The sequence below is a fragment of the Novosphingobium aureum genome (assembly GCF_015865035.1).
In the GTDB taxonomy this organism is placed as follows: Bacteria; Pseudomonadota; Alphaproteobacteria; order Sphingomonadales; family Sphingomonadaceae; genus Novosphingobium; species Novosphingobium aureum.
Genome location: NZ_JADZGI010000001.1, coordinates 1,659,822 through 1,676,301 on the forward strand (window position 1 = coordinate 1,659,822; position 16,480 = coordinate 1,676,301).

General features: G+C 65.2%; 13 protein-coding genes and 1 tRNA gene. 6 read left to right on the plus strand and 8 right to left on the minus strand.

Annotation, left to right across the window (positions count from 1 at the left end; translation table 11 throughout):
- Positions 1 to 348: 348 nt before the first annotated feature.
- The 5 genes from I5E68_RS07840 (at position 349) to dnaE (ending at position 6,962) form a co-directional block, all read left to right on the plus strand.
- Positions 349 to 1,590 carry a lipoprotein-releasing ABC transporter permease subunit gene (locus I5E68_RS07840; RefSeq protein ID WP_197162680.1) on the plus strand — a complete coding sequence of 414 codons (1,242 nt, stop codon included), beginning with the start codon at positions 349 to 351 and terminating at the stop codon, positions 1,588 to 1,590.
- A complete protein-coding gene (locus tag I5E68_RS07845) occupies positions 1,583 to 2,296 on the plus strand; it encodes an ABC transporter ATP-binding protein (protein WP_197162681.1) in 714 nt (237 codons plus the stop codon). The genes I5E68_RS07840 and I5E68_RS07845 overlap by 8 nt, the downstream gene beginning before the upstream one ends.
- Before the next feature lie 113 nt (positions 2,297 to 2,409).
- Positions 2,410 to 2,694: a hypothetical protein gene (locus I5E68_RS07850; RefSeq protein ID WP_197162682.1), complete on the plus strand. Its 285-nt coding sequence runs from the start codon at positions 2,410 to 2,412 to the stop codon at positions 2,692 to 2,694.
- A complete protein-coding gene (locus tag I5E68_RS07855; RefSeq protein WP_197162683.1) occupies positions 2,687 to 3,190 on the plus strand; it encodes a glutathione peroxidase in 504 nt (167 codons plus the stop codon). The genes I5E68_RS07850 and I5E68_RS07855 overlap by 8 nt, the downstream gene beginning before the upstream one ends.
- 169 nt (positions 3,191 to 3,359) lie before the next feature.
- Complete coding sequence (gene dnaE, locus I5E68_RS07860) at positions 3,360 to 6,962, plus strand: DNA polymerase III subunit alpha (RefSeq protein WP_197162684.1); 3,603 nt, start codon at positions 3,360 to 3,362, stop codon at positions 6,960 to 6,962.
- Between the two features lie 98 nt (positions 6,963 to 7,060).
- Here the strand turns inward: dnaE and I5E68_RS07865 are convergent, their stop codons facing one another.
- The 8 genes from I5E68_RS07865 to cpdR all read right to left on the minus strand — a co-directional run bounded on the left by I5E68_RS07865 (position 7,061) and on the right by cpdR (position 15,155).
- Entirely contained in the window at positions 7,061 to 7,360 is a 300-nt protein-coding gene (locus tag I5E68_RS07865; RefSeq protein ID WP_197162685.1) for a hypothetical protein, read from the minus strand.
- A gap of 133 nt (positions 7,361 to 7,493) precedes the next feature.
- Positions 7,494 to 8,567 carry a PA0069 family radical SAM protein gene (locus I5E68_RS07870; RefSeq protein WP_197162686.1) on the minus strand — a complete coding sequence of 358 codons (1,074 nt, stop codon included), beginning with the start codon at positions 8,565 to 8,567 and terminating at the stop codon, positions 7,494 to 7,496.
- A gap of 903 nt (positions 8,568 to 9,470) precedes the next feature.
- Positions 9,471 to 11,147 (minus strand): TadG family pilus assembly protein, encoded by a 1,677-nt coding sequence (locus tag I5E68_RS07875; RefSeq protein WP_197162688.1) that lies wholly within the window; start codon positions 11,145 to 11,147, stop codon positions 9,471 to 9,473.
- An 11-nt stretch (positions 11,148 to 11,158) separates the two neighbouring features.
- Entirely contained in the window at positions 11,159 to 11,641 is a 483-nt protein-coding gene (locus I5E68_RS07880; RefSeq protein ID WP_197162689.1) for a TadE/TadG family type IV pilus assembly protein, read from the minus strand.
- A 276-nt stretch (positions 11,642 to 11,917) separates the two neighbouring features.
- On the minus strand, positions 11,918 to 12,778 hold the full coding sequence (locus tag I5E68_RS07885; RefSeq protein ID WP_197162690.1) for a PAS domain-containing protein: 861 nt from the start codon (positions 12,776 to 12,778) through the stop codon (positions 11,918 to 11,920).
- A gap of 342 nt (positions 12,779 to 13,120) precedes the next feature.
- Positions 13,121 to 14,350: an NADP-dependent isocitrate dehydrogenase gene (locus tag I5E68_RS07890; protein ID WP_197162691.1), complete on the minus strand. Its 1,230-nt coding sequence runs from the start codon at positions 14,348 to 14,350 to the stop codon at positions 13,121 to 13,123.
- Positions 14,351 to 14,604: 254 nt separating this feature from the next.
- Positions 14,605 to 14,679 (minus strand) — tRNA-Val (locus tag I5E68_RS07895).
- 101 nt (positions 14,680 to 14,780) lie between these two features.
- Positions 14,781 to 15,155, minus strand: a complete 375-nt coding sequence (gene cpdR, locus I5E68_RS07900; protein ID WP_197162692.1) for a cell cycle two-component system response regulator CpdR — start codon at positions 15,153 to 15,155, stop codon at positions 14,781 to 14,783.
- A gap of 211 nt (positions 15,156 to 15,366) precedes the next feature.
- Here cpdR and I5E68_RS07905 point away from each other — a divergent pair, with 211 nt between their 5' ends.
- Entirely contained in the window at positions 15,367 to 16,350 is a 984-nt protein-coding gene (locus I5E68_RS07905) for an N-formylglutamate amidohydrolase (protein WP_197162693.1), read from the plus strand.
- The last annotated feature ends 130 nt before the right edge of the window (positions 16,351 to 16,480 follow it).

A 16,480-nucleotide genomic window follows, 5' to 3' on the forward strand; every position in this document is an offset into this window, starting at 1 on the left:
TTCGCCCGGCATTTGGCTGGGATTGCCTGCAAATGCAAGGGGGCAAGCGTGCCGAATTTCCGCTTTGTCCACCTGCGCCCGGACGATGACACGGTTATGACGCGCTGACCCGCAGAACTGCACGCGCCTCTCGCGCGGAGGCACGTGAAACATGAATGCGGGACAAGTCCCTCGCATTGCGGCAACTTTTGGCGAAGGCCTGCGTTAGGCGCGGTTCTGTCCGGCCGTGCAGGACATGCCCGATGGCGGCTGGCGGACGTGCCGCTTGCCAGTCTTTCGGCTTGACCGTAATGCGCCCAAGATACCTCGCATCACCCGATGCACCAGCTCCACAGGCGGACCCCAAGCTTGATCCTTTCCCCTTTCGAATGGACCATCGCCAAGCGCTACATGCTGCCCGGCAAGGGTGAGCGCTTCATCGCGCTCGTGGCGGGCATCAGCCTCGTCGCGGTCATGCTCGGCGTGGCCGCGCTGGTGATCGTGATGAGCGTGATGAACGGCTTTCGCGCCGAGCTGTTCGACAAGATCGTCAGCCTCAACGGCCACGCCATCATCCAGGGCTACGGCGGGCGGATCGACAACTGGCAGGACGTGCTCGAGGACGTGCGCAAGACGCAAGGGGTGACTCGCGCCTCGCCACTGATCGAGCAGCCGCTGGCGAGCACCTTCAACGGGCGCGCCGAACTCGTGCTCGTGCGCGGCAATACCAAGGAAGACATTGCCCGGCTCGCGCCCAAGGTGAAGGCCGGTGACCTCGCGCAGCTCCAGCCGGGCGAGCGCAACGTCGCGATCGGCTCGGAACTGGCGCGCAATCTCGGGGCGCAGGTCGGCGACACGATCACCGTGTTCAACCCGCTCGGGCGTTCGACCCCCTTCGGCACCGTTCCGCGCCAGATCGGCTACCATGTCTCGGCGATCTTCGAGATCGGCGTCTACGACCTCGACGAGCGCTTCGTGGTCATGCCGATGAAGGATGCCCAGACCCTGCTGCTGACCGGCGACCAGATCGGCATGATCGAGCTTACCACCACCAATCCCGACAAGGTCGACCAGATCCTCGCGCCGCTCGAGCGCAAGCTCGCGGGCAGGGCGGTCGTGGTCGACTGGAAGCAGATGAACTCCTCGCTGTTCGAGGCACTCGCGGTCGAGCGGGTGGCGATGTTCGTGGTGCTCTCGATCATCGTGCTCGTCGCGGTCTTCAACATCCTCTCCTCGCTGATCATGCTGGTGCGCGCCAAGACGCGCGACATCGCGATCCTGCGCACGATGGGCGCGACGCGCCGCTCGCTGCTCAAGGTCTTCGTCACCGCGGGCTTCTGCATCGGCGCTGCGGGCACCGTCGCGGGCCTGATCCTGGGCTTCGTGTTCCTCTATTTCCGCCAGCCGATCGTGCGCCTCGTCGAGGTCCTCACGGGGCAGAACCTGTGGGACCCCTCGATCCGCTTCCTCACCGAGCTGCCCGCGCGCGCCGATCCCGTCGAGATCGGCGTGATCAGCGTCATGGCGCTCATCTTCAGCTTCCTCGCCACGCTCTATCCCGCCTTCAAGGCGGCGAGCACCGATCCGGTCCAGGTCCTTCGCTATGAGTGATCCTCTCGTCGTTCCGGCCAAGGCCGACCCCGTCAGCGATCCGGTGGTGCGCCTCTCGCGCGTTACCCGTAGCTTCGAGCAAGGCGGCGTGCGCATCGATGTGCTGCGCGGCGTGGACCTTGCCGTCCAGCCCGGCGAGATCGTCGCGCTGCTGGGGCCTTCGGGTTCGGGCAAGTCGACCATGCTCCAGGCGATCGGCCTGCTCGAGGGCGGTTTCGGGGGCAAGATCGAGATCGCGGGGATCGACGCCAGCAACCTTGGCAAGGATGCGCGCGCGGCGGTGAGGCGCGACCATATCGGCTTCGTCTACCAGTTCCATCACCTGCTTCCCGACTTCAACGCCATCGAGAACGTGGTGCTGCCCCAGCTCATCACCGGCCGCGAGCGCGCCGAGTGCGAGACGCGCGCGCGCGACCTGCTCACCGCGCTCGGCCTCGGCCAGCGGCTCGAGCATCGCCCGAGCAAGCTTTCGGGCGGCGAACAGCAGCGTGTCGCGGTGGCGCGCGCGCTCGCCAACAAGCCGCGCCTCGTCCTTGCCGACGAGCCCACCGGCAATCTCGACGAGGCGACCGCCGACACTGTCTTCGCGCAGTTCCTCGAGCTTGTGCGCGGGCAGGGCAGTGCCGCGCTGGTCGCCACGCACAACGAGCGCCTCGCCGCGGCGATGGACCGCGTGGTGCGCCTGCGCGATGGCGTGCTAGTCTGACAATTTCGACTGGTGCACGCGTTGATTTTGTCGCTGCGCGTCGCCAAATGAAGATAAAACGCCGGTAAAGCACCGGCGACTTGGTGCAGAGTTTACAGGAAAGGTCCCGCGCGATGAGCGATATTCCCTCGACGATCCAGGCTGGTGGCGGTGCGCCGACCGGTTTTGCCTGGAACGATTCGGCAGAACTCCACAAGTGCGAGGATGGCGGCGGGCTGTTCCACCGCTTCAAGACCCTGCGCCGCGGCACCGTTGCCGAACTGATCGAGTTCGTCATGGACCTGCCCGAGGAGAAGCGCGAGGACTACGCGATCCAGAAGGACGGTGACCGCACCTTCAAGATCGGCGAGATTCGCGCGCTCTACCGCCGTTCGGATTTCCCCAAGACGGGTGACTGATCCGCGCAATTCCAGTCCGCGTACCATCGCGGATTTCCAGGCGACCCTGCCCAGCGGCGAAGCGATCAGCCTCGCCGACCGTCTGGGCAAGGTCGTGCTGGTGGTCAACACCGCCAGCAAGTGCGGCTTCACGCCGCAGTACGAAGGCCTCGAGGCGCTCTGGCGAAAGTACCGCGAGCGCGGTTTTGAGGTCATCGCCTTTCCCTGCAACCAGTTCGGCAAGCAGGAGCCCGGCTCGTCAGACGAGATCGCGCAGTTCTGCGAAGTGAACTTCGGCCTTTCGTTTCCCCTGATGGGCAAGGTCGAGGTCAATGGCGAGAGCGCCGATCCGCTGTTCGACTGGCTCAAGGCGCAAGCGACCGGTCTGCTCGGCTCGAAGGCGATCAAATGGAACTTCACCAAGTTCCTGATCGACCGCAAGGGGCAGGTGGTGCGCCGCTACGCCCCCACCGACAAGCCCGCCTCGCTCGAAAAGGACATCGAGAAGCTGCTCTGAAAGGGGCGCCGTCAGCCTCTGCCATCCGCTCAGCCTGAGCGGGTCGAGCGGCGGGTAGCTGATGCTGTCCGGGGCTGCTGCGCGCTGTCCCCCGGTTTATCCCCAGAGTGGGGGTAACCAACCCGGCGCGCCCTTGATCGCCTGCTACGGCAGTGCCTAAATTCCGCCCATGACATTCGCGCCTTTCGTCCCGCTTCGCCTGTTCTCCAGTTACACCATGCTGGACGGGTCGATCGACCCGAAGAAGGCGGCCAAGCTGGCCAAGGCGCGCGGCTTTCCTGCTGCCGCGATCTGCGACCGCAACGGTCTCTACGGAGCGCCGACTTTCGCGCAGGCCTGCAAGGGCGAGGGCGTGCAGCCGATCATCGGTACCTTCCTGGCCGTGCTTCGTCCCGGCGTTGCCGCGCAGGGGCAGGAACTGCCGATCGACTGGCTCGCGCTTTTCGCACAGGACGAGGCCGGGTGGATGAACCTGTGCCGGCTTGTCAGTCGCGCGCATCTCGAACGCCCGCTCGAACGTGACCCGCACGTGCTGTTGGAGGACCTCGAGGGCTATACCGATGGCCTGATCTGTCTCACCGCCGGTGACGAGGGCGCGCTGGCGCGGCTCTTTGCCGAAGGGAACGACCAGCAGGCCGCGCGCTACTGCGACGCGCTTCAGGCCCTGTTCCCCAGCCGCCTCTACATCGAGATCGCGCGCACCGGCGAGGCGGTCGAGGACGAGAGCGAGGAAGACCTGATCGCGCTGGCCTATGCCCGCGACATCCCGCTCGTGGCCTCCAACCCCGCGCAGTATTCCGAGGCGGGCTTCCACGCCGCGCACGATGCCATGCTGTGCATCGCCAACTCGACGCAGGTCGATGCCGAAGAACGCCCGCGCTCCTCGCCCGAGCGCTGGGTCAAGCCGATCGAGACGATGCAGGAAATGTTCTCGGACCTGCCCGAGGCCATGGCCAACACCCTCGTCGTCGCGCAGCGCTGCGCCTATTCGCCGCCGCGCCGTGGCGCGCTGCTGCCCAGCCTCGCGGGCGACAAGGAAGGCGAGGCGCTCATGCTCGCGCGCGATTCGCGTCGCGGCCTCGCCCGCCGTCTCGCGCCCTACTGGCCCGAGGCGAGCGAGGAAGAACTCGACGAGGCGCTCTCGTTCGAGGGCGAGGAACTGACCGCCGCCTGGGAGACGCTGCGCGAGAAGGGCGTCACCGAGGACTTCATCGACTACGCCAAGCGTCTGAAGTTCGAGATCGACATCATCGTAGGCATGGGCTTCCCCGGCTACTTCCTGATCGTTGCCGACTTCATCAAGTGGTCGAAGGACAACGGCATTCCGGTCGGGCCGGGCCGTGGTTCGGGCGCGGGCTCGCTGGTCGCCTGGGCGCTCACCATCACCGACCTCGACCCGCTCAAGCTGGGCCTGCTCTTCGAACGCTTCCTCAACCCCGAGCGCGTCTCGATGCCCGACTTCGACATCGACTTTTGCGAAACGCGGCGCGGCGAGACGATCCGCTACGTGCAGAAGAAGTACGGGCACGACCACGTCGCGCAGATCATCACCTTCGGCAAGATGAAGGCGCGCGCGGTGCTGCGCGACTGCGGGCGCATCCTGCAGATGGGCTACGGCCGCGTCGACAGCCTGTGCAAGATGGTGCCCAACCATCCCACCGATCCCTGGACGCTGACCGACGCGCTGCACGGGCGCAAGAAACACGGCGTGCTGGCCGATCCGCCGGTCGCCGAGTTCCTTGCAGAGTACCAGAACGATCCCGAGGTGAAGCGCCTCGTCGACCTTGCGGTCCAGCTCGAGGGCATGCCGCGCAACTCCTCGACTCACGCGGCAGGCGTCGTCATCGGCGACCGGCCGCTCGAAAAGCTGGTGCCGCTCTACCGCGATCCGCGCTCGGACATGCCGGTGACCCAGTTCGACATGAAGTTCGTCGAGGATACCGGGCTCATCAAGTTCGACTTCCTCGGCCTCAAGACGCTCTCCGTGCTGCGCCGCGCCTGCGACCTGCTCGAGCGGCGCGGGATCACCATCGACCTCTCGAGCCTGAGCTGGGACGATCCGCAGACCTACGAATTGCTCAAGCGCGGCGACACCGTCGGCGTGTTCCAGCTCGAATCGGAGGGCATGCGCCGCACGCTCGCGGCGGTGAAGCCGACCAATTTCGGCGACATCATCGCGCTCGTCTCGCTCTATCGTCCGGGCCCGATGGACAACATCCCGCTGTTCGGTCGCCGCAAGAACGGGCTCGAATCCATCGAGTATCCGCACGAGAAGCTCTCGGGCATCCTGTCCGAGACTTACGGCATCTTCGTCTACCAGGAACAGGTGATGCAGGCCGCGCAGATCCTCGCCGGCTACTCGCTCGGCGATGCAGACCTTCTGCGCCGCGCGATGGGCAAGAAGGTGCAGGCCGAGATGGACAAGCAGCGCGCGCGCTTCGTCGCGGGCTGCAAGGACGTCTCGGACATCGATGCGGACAAGGCCAACGAGCTGTTCGACTTGATCGACAAGTTCGCAGGCTACGGCTTCAACAAGTCGCACGCCGCCGCTTACGCGCTGCTTGCCTACCACACGGCATGGTTCAAGGCGCATTACCCGCACGAATTCTATGCCGCGGCGATGTGCTTCGACATGCACCAGTCGGAAAAGCTGGCGATTTTCGTCGACGACGCACGCCGCAATGGCATCGAGCTGGCCCCGCCCGACGTCAACCGCTCGGAAGCCGAGTTCATCGTCGAGGAGACGCATGACAGCCTCGCCGTGCGCTACGCGCTGGCGGGCATCCGCAACGTCGGCGAGAAGGCGATGGACGCGGTGGTCAAGGAGCGCGAGGCGAACGGCCCGTTCGAAAGCCTCGACGACCTGTTCCGCCGTGCGCCGGCAGGGTCGATCAACCGCCGCCTGCTCGAGAGCCTCGCCGCCGCGGGCGGGCTCGACAGTCTCGAACCCAATCGCGCCAAGATCATCGCCAATGCCGACACGCTGCTGGCCGAGGCCGACATGGCCGCGCGCGAGCGCAATTCGGACCAGAACAGCCTGTTCGGCGGCGACGATCACGTTGAGCAGGACCTGCGCCTCGTCGACGCGCAGCCGTGGAGCCGCATGGACCAGATGGCCAAGGAGCGCGAGGTCTTCGGCTTCTACTTCGCCGCGCATCCGGTCGAGCAGTACCGCGCGGTCGCCTCGGCCAACGGCTCGCGCACCTTTGCCAGCCTGATGGCAGGGGGCGCCTCGGGCGGACGCACGGGCGCGGTCATGGCGGCAATGGTCGAGAACGTCCAGAAGCGCCGCACCAAGCGCGGCAAGGACTTCGTGATGGTCGACTACTCCGACAGCTCGGGCAACTTCTCGGCCTGCTGCTTCGAGGAGAGCATGGTCGAGGACTTCGTGAAGTGGGGCAAGGAGAGCGCCTGCGTGTTGCTCACCGTCGAGCTCGACAGCCCCAGCCCGGAGGAGCCGCCGCGCGTCACCGTGCGCGGGGCGCGTCCGCTGAACGAGGTCAAGGCCGACGCGCGCATGTTGCTGCGTCTCGACATCGACCGAGTCGAGGCAGTGCAGGAGCTCGCGCTGCTGATGCGCGAGGGCCAGCCCGGCGCGGGTGAGGTGATCGCGACGCTAAAGCTGGGCGGCGGCAAGGAACAGCGGGTGCGGCTGGGCCGCGGCTTCGCGCTCGACGGCGAGTTTGCCGAGCAACTCGCGCAAGTCGAGGGGCTGAGCAATATCCAGCTGACCGCGCGGCGCGGCCCCCAGAGCATGCGCCAGGCCGCCTGATCGCAGCCTTCCGGAATCAAGAGGGCCGCCCGCAACATGACGTTGCGGGCGGCCCTTCTGTTTCTGGCATTAGCTGATCGCAGGGATCAGTCCCGTGATCAGTCGTTGCCGACCTTCCCCGCGGCATCCTGCGCGGCGTTGCCGACCTGGCTCGCAGCATTGCCGACGTCGCTCGCGGCTTCGGCGATGGCGTTGTTCTTGGCCGCCTCGCTGCTCGAGGTCTGGCTGAACAGGTAGACGCCTGCGATCACCGCGACGAGCAGGACCACCGCCATCACGATGCCCGCGCCGCCCGAGGTCCGGCGCTCGTGGATCACGGTGGTGTGCGTCGGCGCGGCCTGCTGTTCGGCCGGGCGGGCGGTTTCATAGGTGCCTTGCGAATAGGTTTCCTGTGCCATGTCATTGCATCCTGTGAATTGTGTCTTGTTGGGCCGTTAAACGCGCCGGTCGCGTTTCCGGTTCCGAATCGGGCTGCGGGCACCCGGCAGGAGCGGTAAGGGAAAGCTCGCAGAAGCGCAGGAAACCGGGCTTTCAGAACAGGTCGAGCTGTCCTGCGGGCGAGGGCCTGCGAAACTGGCTGCAGTCGAGATCGACGCGCTCGACGCTTTCCATGCCGTGACGCCGCACCGCGATCTTGAAGCGTGCGCGCAGGGTGTCGGCCCAGGCGCTACTAGGGCGGAAGCGCTCGCCGAAGCGCGGGTCGTTGTCGCGTCCGCCGCGCATCTCGCGGATGATCGCCATGACCTTGCCCGCGCGCTCGGGAAAGTGGGTTTCGAGCCATTCGCGGAACAGCGGCGCGACCTCGTTGGGCAGGCGCACCATGATCCAGCTCGCCCGGCGCACCCCGCGCTCGGCGCAGGCCGCGACGAGGCCCTCGAGATCGCCGTCGGTGATCGCGGGGATCACCGGCGCGATCATCGCATGGGCCGGTACTCCGGCCTCGACCAGCCGCCCGAGCGCCGCGAGCCGCTTGGCGGGGGCTGCCGCGCGCGGTTCGAGCAGGCGCGAGAGGCGGGGATCGAGGCTCGTCACCGAAATCCCCACCGAGACGAGATCGCGCTCGGCCAGCTGGCGCAGCAGGTCGAGATCGGCAAGGACACGGTCCGACTTTGTCACGATCGTCACCGGATGGCGCGTCTCGAGACAGACCTCGAGCACTTCGCGTGTCACCCGGTAGCGCGCCTCGATCGGCTGGTAGGGATCGGTGTTGGTCCCCATGGCGATCGGCGCGGGCCGGTAGCCGGGCCGCGCCAGCGTCTCGCGCAAGAGCCGCGCCGCATCGGGCTTGGCAAAGAGCCGCGTCTCGAAGTCGAGCCCGGGGGAAAGGTCGTGATAGGCATGGCTGGGCCGCGCGAAGCAGTAGATGCACCCGTGCTCGCAGCCGTTGTAGGCATTGATCGAGCGGTCGAACGGCACGTCGGGCGACTTGTTGAACGAGACGATTGTCTTGGGATGAAGCTCGGTCACCACTGTCGACACGGGCGGCGGTGTCCCGTCGACCTGTTCCCGGTCATCGAGCCAGTCGCCATCGCTTTCATGCTGCGCAAGATTGAAGCGCGTGCTGGTCTGATTGCTGACCGCTCCTCGTCCCTTGATCGCTTTCATGACTGGAACATACCAGGAACATATTAGCTTGTCGAATGGTGCGGACTGGACCGCGTGGAATTTCGAACCTGCCTCATGCGGGAGTGCAAATCGTGACTGGCGCTCGTCGCCCAATTGCGACCGTTCGTCAGGTGTGCAACTTCGTCGCTATGAGGATCGACACTTGACCGAACGTAATGATGAAGGGCGTGAAGTCTGGTTCCAGCGTGTGATGTGGGCATACTGGCCCGCACACTGGAAGGGCGTTTTGTATCCCTCTGCTATCGCTGGAGTAGGTGTGGCACTCTATCTGCTGGCGGACACATACAATTCAGATTTGGCAATCGTACCGCTGTTTCTCGGATGGGCACTTGTGATGTGGCTATGTTCTCGCCACTCGCCGTCGCGAAATTAAGGCCGCTAACCTTGATTTTGCTGCCGAAGCGGGCCTTTCGCAGCAAGTCCTATGACTGCTGCTGGCTCATTATCCTGAACGGCAAATAACCAACCACGTTCGTCATTCCCGCGAAGGCGGGAATCCAGACAAGGAGTGCTTTGCCTCAAGATCAGTAGCCGGAAGATGCGCGACTCGGGCGAAGCTAGCTTTTACCGCGAGGTTTGAACTGGATTCCCGCCTTCGCGGGAATGACGAGGATTTGGGGGCGGATTTTGTGCCAGGAGCATGGTGCTTTGGCGCGCATCCTTCGACAGGTTCTGCATGAGCGGAATGGGGCGATCTTTGCATCCCGCCATGCAGGACGTTCCATGACTGTCTCGCGTACTCGTCTGGTCGGGCACCGGATCGCACTCGTGGACGCTCTCGCAAAGAATGGCCCGCGACCGAGGGACTTGGTCGCGGGCCCAGTGATGCAAGGGGCTCAGAGCACAGAGAGGCCCCTCTGGGGTTGCAGATGGAAAGGGTTTTCAGGCGATCACGGTCGATACCCCGCAGCGCACCTTGTCGACATGGACGTCGGCAGCGCCGGGCTTCACGCCGAGCGCCTCGGTGAGCGAGAAGATCGTGGTGTCGAGGATCGGCGCGACCAGCGAGAGCGTGTTGCCCACGATGCTGGTGATGGTCGAGAGGTTGATCATCAGCCCCAGCGCCTGGACGTTGAGCTTGGTCTGCGAGATCAGCGAGGTGGCGAGCGAGCGGGCAAGGTCGTTGGTGGCGACGGTCTTGGTCTTGTCGTCGCGGATCTCGGCGAGCGTGAAGAGCACTTCCTGCGGCGCGGTCTTGCCGCCGAGCGAGACTTGTGAGAGCCCGGTGACCTTGGCCAGCAGCGGGACGCTGACGAGCGTTGCCGGGGTGAGCGTGACTTCCTCGGAAAGGTCGCCCATGTCGCTGGCGTCGGGCTTGCCGATGCCTACTGTGCCCAGCGCCGGGCTGACGCCCAGGGTCACGCCGTCGGTCGCGGGATTGCCGGTGCAGCTGATGTCGTTAAGCGTGGCCTCGGCCTCGGCGAGGTCGATGTAGATCGGCAGTTCGAGCGAGGGCAGCAGCGCGCTGCCGGTACCGACGCGCGCGGTCAGCAGCAGGCGCGCCTGCGCCGTTCGCAGCGAATAGTTGCTCGCGCCCGTCACCGTCAGCCAGGGCGAATGTTCGAGCCCGGTGCCGCGCACGAGCCGCACGTTGAGGCTCGAGAGGCCGGTGACGGCGAGGTTGAACTGGACGTCGAGCTCGTCGCCGTGGCCCGCCTCGAGCATCGTGCGGATCAGCGAGTAGGCGTCGATCTCGGGCGATGCGGTGCCGGGGTTGTAGTCAAGCGCACCATAGGGTCCGAGGTCGAGGATGTCGGAGAGCAGGATCGTTTCGTAAGGTGCGCTGTCGGCGATCCCGGCGATGGTCGCGGCGACCGCTGTGTCCTTCGTGCTGGCAGCAAGCGCACGCAGCGCGGTGCCAAGATCGATCGGCCGGTCGAAAAGTTCTGCATAGGCGATATCCTTGGCGTTGACCTGGGCCTTCACCGCATCGGCGAAGCCGAGCAGGTCGATCTGGGTGCTGGCGAGCCCTTGCGTGTCGAGTACCGAGAGTTCGAGCTGGGTTCCGGTGAGCGCCGAGAGCAGCGCGTTGGGGATGCCGTCGGATACCTTGAGCAGGCTCGATCCCAACGAATAGGCGGCCATGTCGAGCTTTGCGGCGGTGGCCTCGGCGCGCACGGTGGCATCGTTCATGCCAAGCGCGCGGGCGAAGAACAAGGGCACGGTCTGGCTGAGCCGCAGGCGTGCGGCGCTGTTGTCGCCGCCGGGCGCGAAGCGCGCCTCGATCTCGATGGACTTGTCCTTGCGGTAGTGGCCGTTCTCGAGGCTGTCGATCGAGACCTGCTGCGCATTGCTGCGGGTGATGATCGCGCGGGCCATGCTTTCGCGCTGGCCGGGTGCCGTCTCCTGCGCCGCGGCCATCGCGGCGGCATCGGCGATGCCCTGAAGGCGGCGCTGGGCGAGGTAGACCGAGCCGAGATCGACGCAGACGCTCGCCACGCCCAGCAGCATGAGCAGCGCTGCGCCCAGCAGCACGGTGACGCCGCCCTCGCGCGCATCGCGCAAGTTTGCGAGACTGCGGCGGAGCAGCAAGGGGAGGAGTGGGCCGGTGCCGATCATGCGCGCCTCCCTCAGAACGTCGCCAGCTGGACAGTGGCGTCGCGGGCGATCGTGTTGCCGGGAAGCGGGATGAACGAGTTCTCGAACATCGCCGCGCGCGAGATGTCGTAGACCAGCGTTACGCGGTAGTACTGGTCCTCGATCCCGGTGCGCACGGTGACGAGGCTGGCATCGAGCGTGCCGGTCTGGAGAACGCCGCTCGCGACGGTCGTATCGACGATCTGGCGCCGCTCGCCCGCGTCGAGACCGGCAACCGCGGCGCGTGCGGCCTCGTTGGCGACCTGCTGCAGCGAGTGCGCGGCCATGAACCAGCCGCCATAGGTGATGACGCCCAGGAGCAGCGTGATCAGGATCGGCAGGGCGAGGGCTGCCTCCACCACGATGGCGCCGCGCCGGTCCTGCGAGAAACGCGTGCCAGTTGCATGAAGCGAGCGGGTGATGCGACGCGCTGGCCAGCGAAAGCCGCGCAAGGGTCGCAGGTGCCCGATATTCATAGTCTATCTCCCATTCCCGAGAGACAGATTGCGCCCTGAATTACGTAGAATGACCTAGCGTTGTGAACTGACAGTTTTACATGTTTTGCGTAAAATCGAGGAGGTCATGTTCAAGCATTTTCAATGCCTTGGGGCATGCGCAAGAGCTCGTTAAAAATCTGTTTCTGCAAATTTTGCATGAATACGGATTGTGTGTGCTCGAAAGGAGTGGGGCACTGCAATGGCACTACGGGGCATTTACTGCGAGTGCCTGTCCCGCTCGTTCCCGCGCGGTGATCAGAGCGCGGTGATGACTGCCACCGCGCCCTCGCAGCCGTAAGTCCCGTCGAGTCGCACCAGCGACATCTGGACCGGCTTGAAGTCACCGCTGTTGCTCAGGAAATGCGGGTTGAGCCGGACTGGCTCGCCGCCGCGCAGCACGCATTCGAGTTTCTCGCGAAACTGGGGTTTGTCTGGCACGCTCACCAGGTCGGTGAGGGTGACGCCGATCAGGCGGTCTTCGGGCAGGTCGACGAGATCGCAGAAGGGTTTGTCGACCCGATCGATCGTGCCGCGCAGCGAGACGCGCACGTAGGAGACCTCGCCGTGCTGGTCGAGCGCACGGATGATCGCTTCCTTGACGTTGGCCTTGAAGTGGCTGTCCATCTCGTGGGTGATGTCGTGGAGGCGGATCACCAGCCGGTCGTCGAGCGGGAAAGTCTGGAAGCGCAGCCAGCCGCCTGCGACGAAGGGCGAGGGGATGTCGGCCATGTTGGGATGGCCGTGTACCAGCGTCTGGCGCGCCTGCGCCTCGAGCAGGCTGCCTGCGGTCATGGGTAGTGCCTCGGTGAGGATGCGCCCGCTCAGCGTGCCCGAACGCGCCTTGACGAGTGCGTGGGCGTTGCGGTTGGCAAAGACCACACGCAGTTCCTCGTCGCAGGCGATGATGCCATCGTCGATCCAGTCAGCGAGTGCAAAATTGGCGCTGTCGTTGCGCGCGTCGCGGGCCAAGCCGCCCGGATGCGCCTCTAGATTGTGCCAGACGTTGATCGGGCACAACACGTGCGTCTCTCGGCCGTGGTGCGTGATGAACACCGGCTCGTCATGCGCCTCGTCCCGGAACCGTGCGAACTTGCGCACGAATTCTGCGGCAGTCACGTTTCCCATACCCAGCAGCCCTTCCACCTAGCTTGCCTAGTATTGGACACCTCTTGAGTGCCTTACTATGTTCTCTCGTCTCTCCGTAGCGCCTCTCGGGCGAGTGCATATTCCACCATGCGACCCGTCCGATCAGAAGCCTCGCCAATTATATTTTGGCAAGTCTTACAGGCAATCTACCTAATCTAGGATAACAGTCTTTTAATCGCGGGCTAGGGCAAAGGTGTCCGCAGCTTCGAAATAGAGCTGCCTTGTGCGCAAGGCGGGATCACGCACGAAAAACGGGGCGGGCTGGATGGTCCAGCCCGCCCCGTTCAAAGGCCCTGAAAAGGCAGCTTCGGCTTAGCCGAGGCCCTGTGCCTTCATTTCCTTCTCGAGGTTCTCGACGATCGCCTCGAAGAACTGCTCGGTGGTCATCCAGCTCTGGTCCGGACCGATCAGGAGCGCGAGGTCCTTGGTCATCGCGCCGCTCTCGACGGTCTCGATGCAGACACGCTCGAGCGTCTCGGCGAAGGCCACGACGTCGGGCGTGTTGTCGAACTTGCCGCGGTAGGCGAGGCCACGCGTCCAGGCGAAGATCGAGGCGATCGGGTTGGTCGAGGTCGCCTTGCCCTGCTGGTGCTGGCGGTAGTGACGGGTCACGGTGCCGTGGGCAGCTTCTGCCTCGACGGTCTTGCCGTCGGGCGCCATGAGGACCGAGGTCATCAGGCCCAGCGAGCCGAAGCCCTGCGCGACGGTGTCGGACTGCACGTCACCGTCGTAGTTCTTGCAGGCCCACACGAACTTGCCCGACCACTTGAGCGCCGAGGCGACCATGTCGTCGATCAGGCGGTGCTCGTAGACGATGCCGGCGGCCTTGAACTTCTCGGCGAAGCCCTCGGTGTCGAACACTTCCTGGAACAGGTCCTTGAAGCGGCCGTCGTAGGCCTTCATGATCGTGTTCTTGGTCGAGAGGTACACCGGCCAGCCGAGGTTGAGGCCGTAGTTGAACGAGGCGCGCGCGAAGTCGCGGATCGATTCGTCGAGGTTGTACATCGCCATGGCGACGCCCGGAGCCGGGAAGTCGAACACGTCGAGGTCGATCTTGGTGCCGTCCTCGCCGTCGAACACCAGGCGCAGCTTGCCCGGGCCCGGGATCTTGGTGTCGGTCGCGCGGTACTGGTCACCGAATGCGTGACGACCAACGACGATGGGGTCGGTCCAGCCCGGAACCAGGCGCGGAACGTTCGAGATCACGATCGGCTCGCGGAAGACGACGCCGCCAAGGATGTTGCGGATCGTGCCGTTGGGCGACTTCCACATCTTCTTGAGGCTGAACTCCTCGACGCGCGCTTCGTCGGGGGTGATCGTCGCGCACTTGACGGCAACGCCATATTCCTTGGTGGCGTTGGCTGCATCGACGGTGATCTGGTCGTCGGTCTCGTCGCGCTTGGTGACCGAGAGGTCGTAGTACTTGAGGTCGACATCGAGGTAGGGGAGGATCAGACGCTCGCGGATCCATTCCCAGATGATCCGGGTCATTTCATCGCCGTCCATCTCGACGATGGGATTAACTACCTTGATTTTTGCCATTCGGAAAAGCTCCCCTGGGGTGAGAATTGGGGGTCTCTTAGGCGCAAGCGGGCGGGAAAGGCAAGTTGGCGTTAGCGACAGGCTCCGGCCAGCGAAGGTTGCTCGGCTGGCGGTCTGCGCCGCGCTTGCTCGCGATGCGTGTGCAGTTGCGAAGTTGTCGTGCGCCAGCGGCTCGAGCGATGGCCCAGGGCACTATCCCGAAAAGCAGAAAACCCGCCGCTTTCGCGACGGGTTTCTAGCCGTTCCTTGAGGAATGGTGGGCGTAGCAAGGATTGAACTTGCGACCCCTACGATGTCAACATAGTGCTCTACCACTGAGCTATACGCCCATTCCATTCGGCGTCTCCGAGTGCGCTGTGTCGCTCGGAGGACTGGCCCTCTAGCCGCGACCTTTTTGGAGCGCAAGGGCTTTTTTAAAAACTTTTCGCGTTCAGAGGCTGACCGGCTCGGAAAGCCCGAAAACGCGCTGCACTTCCATCACGAGGTCGCGCAGGTGGAAGGGCTTGGACAGGACTTTTGCCTGCGGCGCCTCGCGGCTGGCGCGCAGGGTGACCCCGGCGAATCCGGTGATGAACATGACCTTGGTGCCCGGCGCGATCTCGGCGCAGCGCTGGGCAAGCTCGATGCCGTCCATCTCGGGCATGACGATGTCGGAGAGCAAGAGGTCGAAGCCGCCGTCCTCGAGGTGGGGCAGGGCGGCCGTGCCGCGGTCGACGGCGACGACGTCGTATCCGGCCTTCTCGAGGGCGCGTGCGAGATAAGTGCGCATGGCCTGGTCGTCTTCGGCAAGGAGAATGCGGATCATCGCGAGTCTGTTTCCAATCGGTCTTGGGGTAAGGGCGCCGTCGCGGCTGGTGCTCGAATGCCTTGTAGCGCCATCCGGGTTAAAATTCTCGCCCAGAATCCACGGTGACCGGGAACGGGACGCTTTGAGCTGGCAGCATTTATCGGTGGATTGCCGTCTGGCGGATGGCGCGCTTTTGACAGCGCAGGCGTGCAGGTGCAGCCTTGGCGTCATGAGTGCCGCGCCCGAAAGTCCCGATTCGCATTGCAGGTCGGGCGGAGCGATTCCCGGAACATGGGAACCGGACGATTCGAGGCAGTCTCCCGCCTATGCATTGTACGAGCGGCAGCCTTCGGCGCTTCCCGTCCTGATCGCCGTCCCGCATGCCGGGCGCCGCTATCCCGAGAGCCTCGAGCGCGAAATGCGCCATGGTGGCCGGGCGATGCTGCGGCTCGAGGACCGCCACGTCGATCTCATCGGCCGGGCGCTCGCGCGCGAGACCGGGGCCAATCTTCTGGTCGCGCACGCTCCCCGCGCGATGCTCGATCTCAACCGAGCGCCCGACGACGTCGACTGGCAGATGCTGCGGCTCGAGGATCGGCCTGAGCTGGGTGACATGCGTCCGGTCAGTCCGCGGGTGCGCAGCGGACTGGGGCTGGTGCCGCGCCGGTTGCCGGGGCTGGGCGAGTTGTGGCGCCGACCGCTTGACGCGCGCGAGCTGCGCGCGCGGATCGCGGGTGTTCATGCGCCTTACCATGCTGCTCTCGATGCTGCGCTGGCCGATCTGCGCCAGCGCTGGGGGGCGGCGCTCCTGATCGACCTGCACTCGATGCCCCCGCTCCAGTCGCGCGGCGGGGTGCCCGGGGCGGAGATCGTCATCGGCGACCGCTTCGGAGCGAGTTGTCAGGGGCGGCTGGTCGCCGAGACCTTTGCCTATCTGGGCGCGGTCGGACGACGGGCGGCGCATAACCGGCCTTATGCCGGTGGCTATGTGCTCGAACGTCATGCGCGTCCCGCCGCGGGCATTCATGCCATTCAGCTCGAGGTCGATCGCAGTCGCTATCTCGACGCCGCGCTCGATGCCCCGGGCGCGGGCCTTGGCGGCATGGTCGAGGATCTGGTCGGGCTGGTGCGCCTGCTGGCAGGCGCGGTCTGCGATCTGGGGCGCGGCGCCCAGGGGCGTGACGGGCAGGCATGGCCCGTCGCTGCCGAATAGGGCATTGCCCGGGCGTTCCTCGTCCAAGCGGGCGGGCCTGCGGTTCAATCCGCGAACTTCATAAAAAAACCACCTCGCGCGGTGCGCGAGGTGGCCAAGGTTCAGGGAGGAGGTGCACGATGTGCACCAA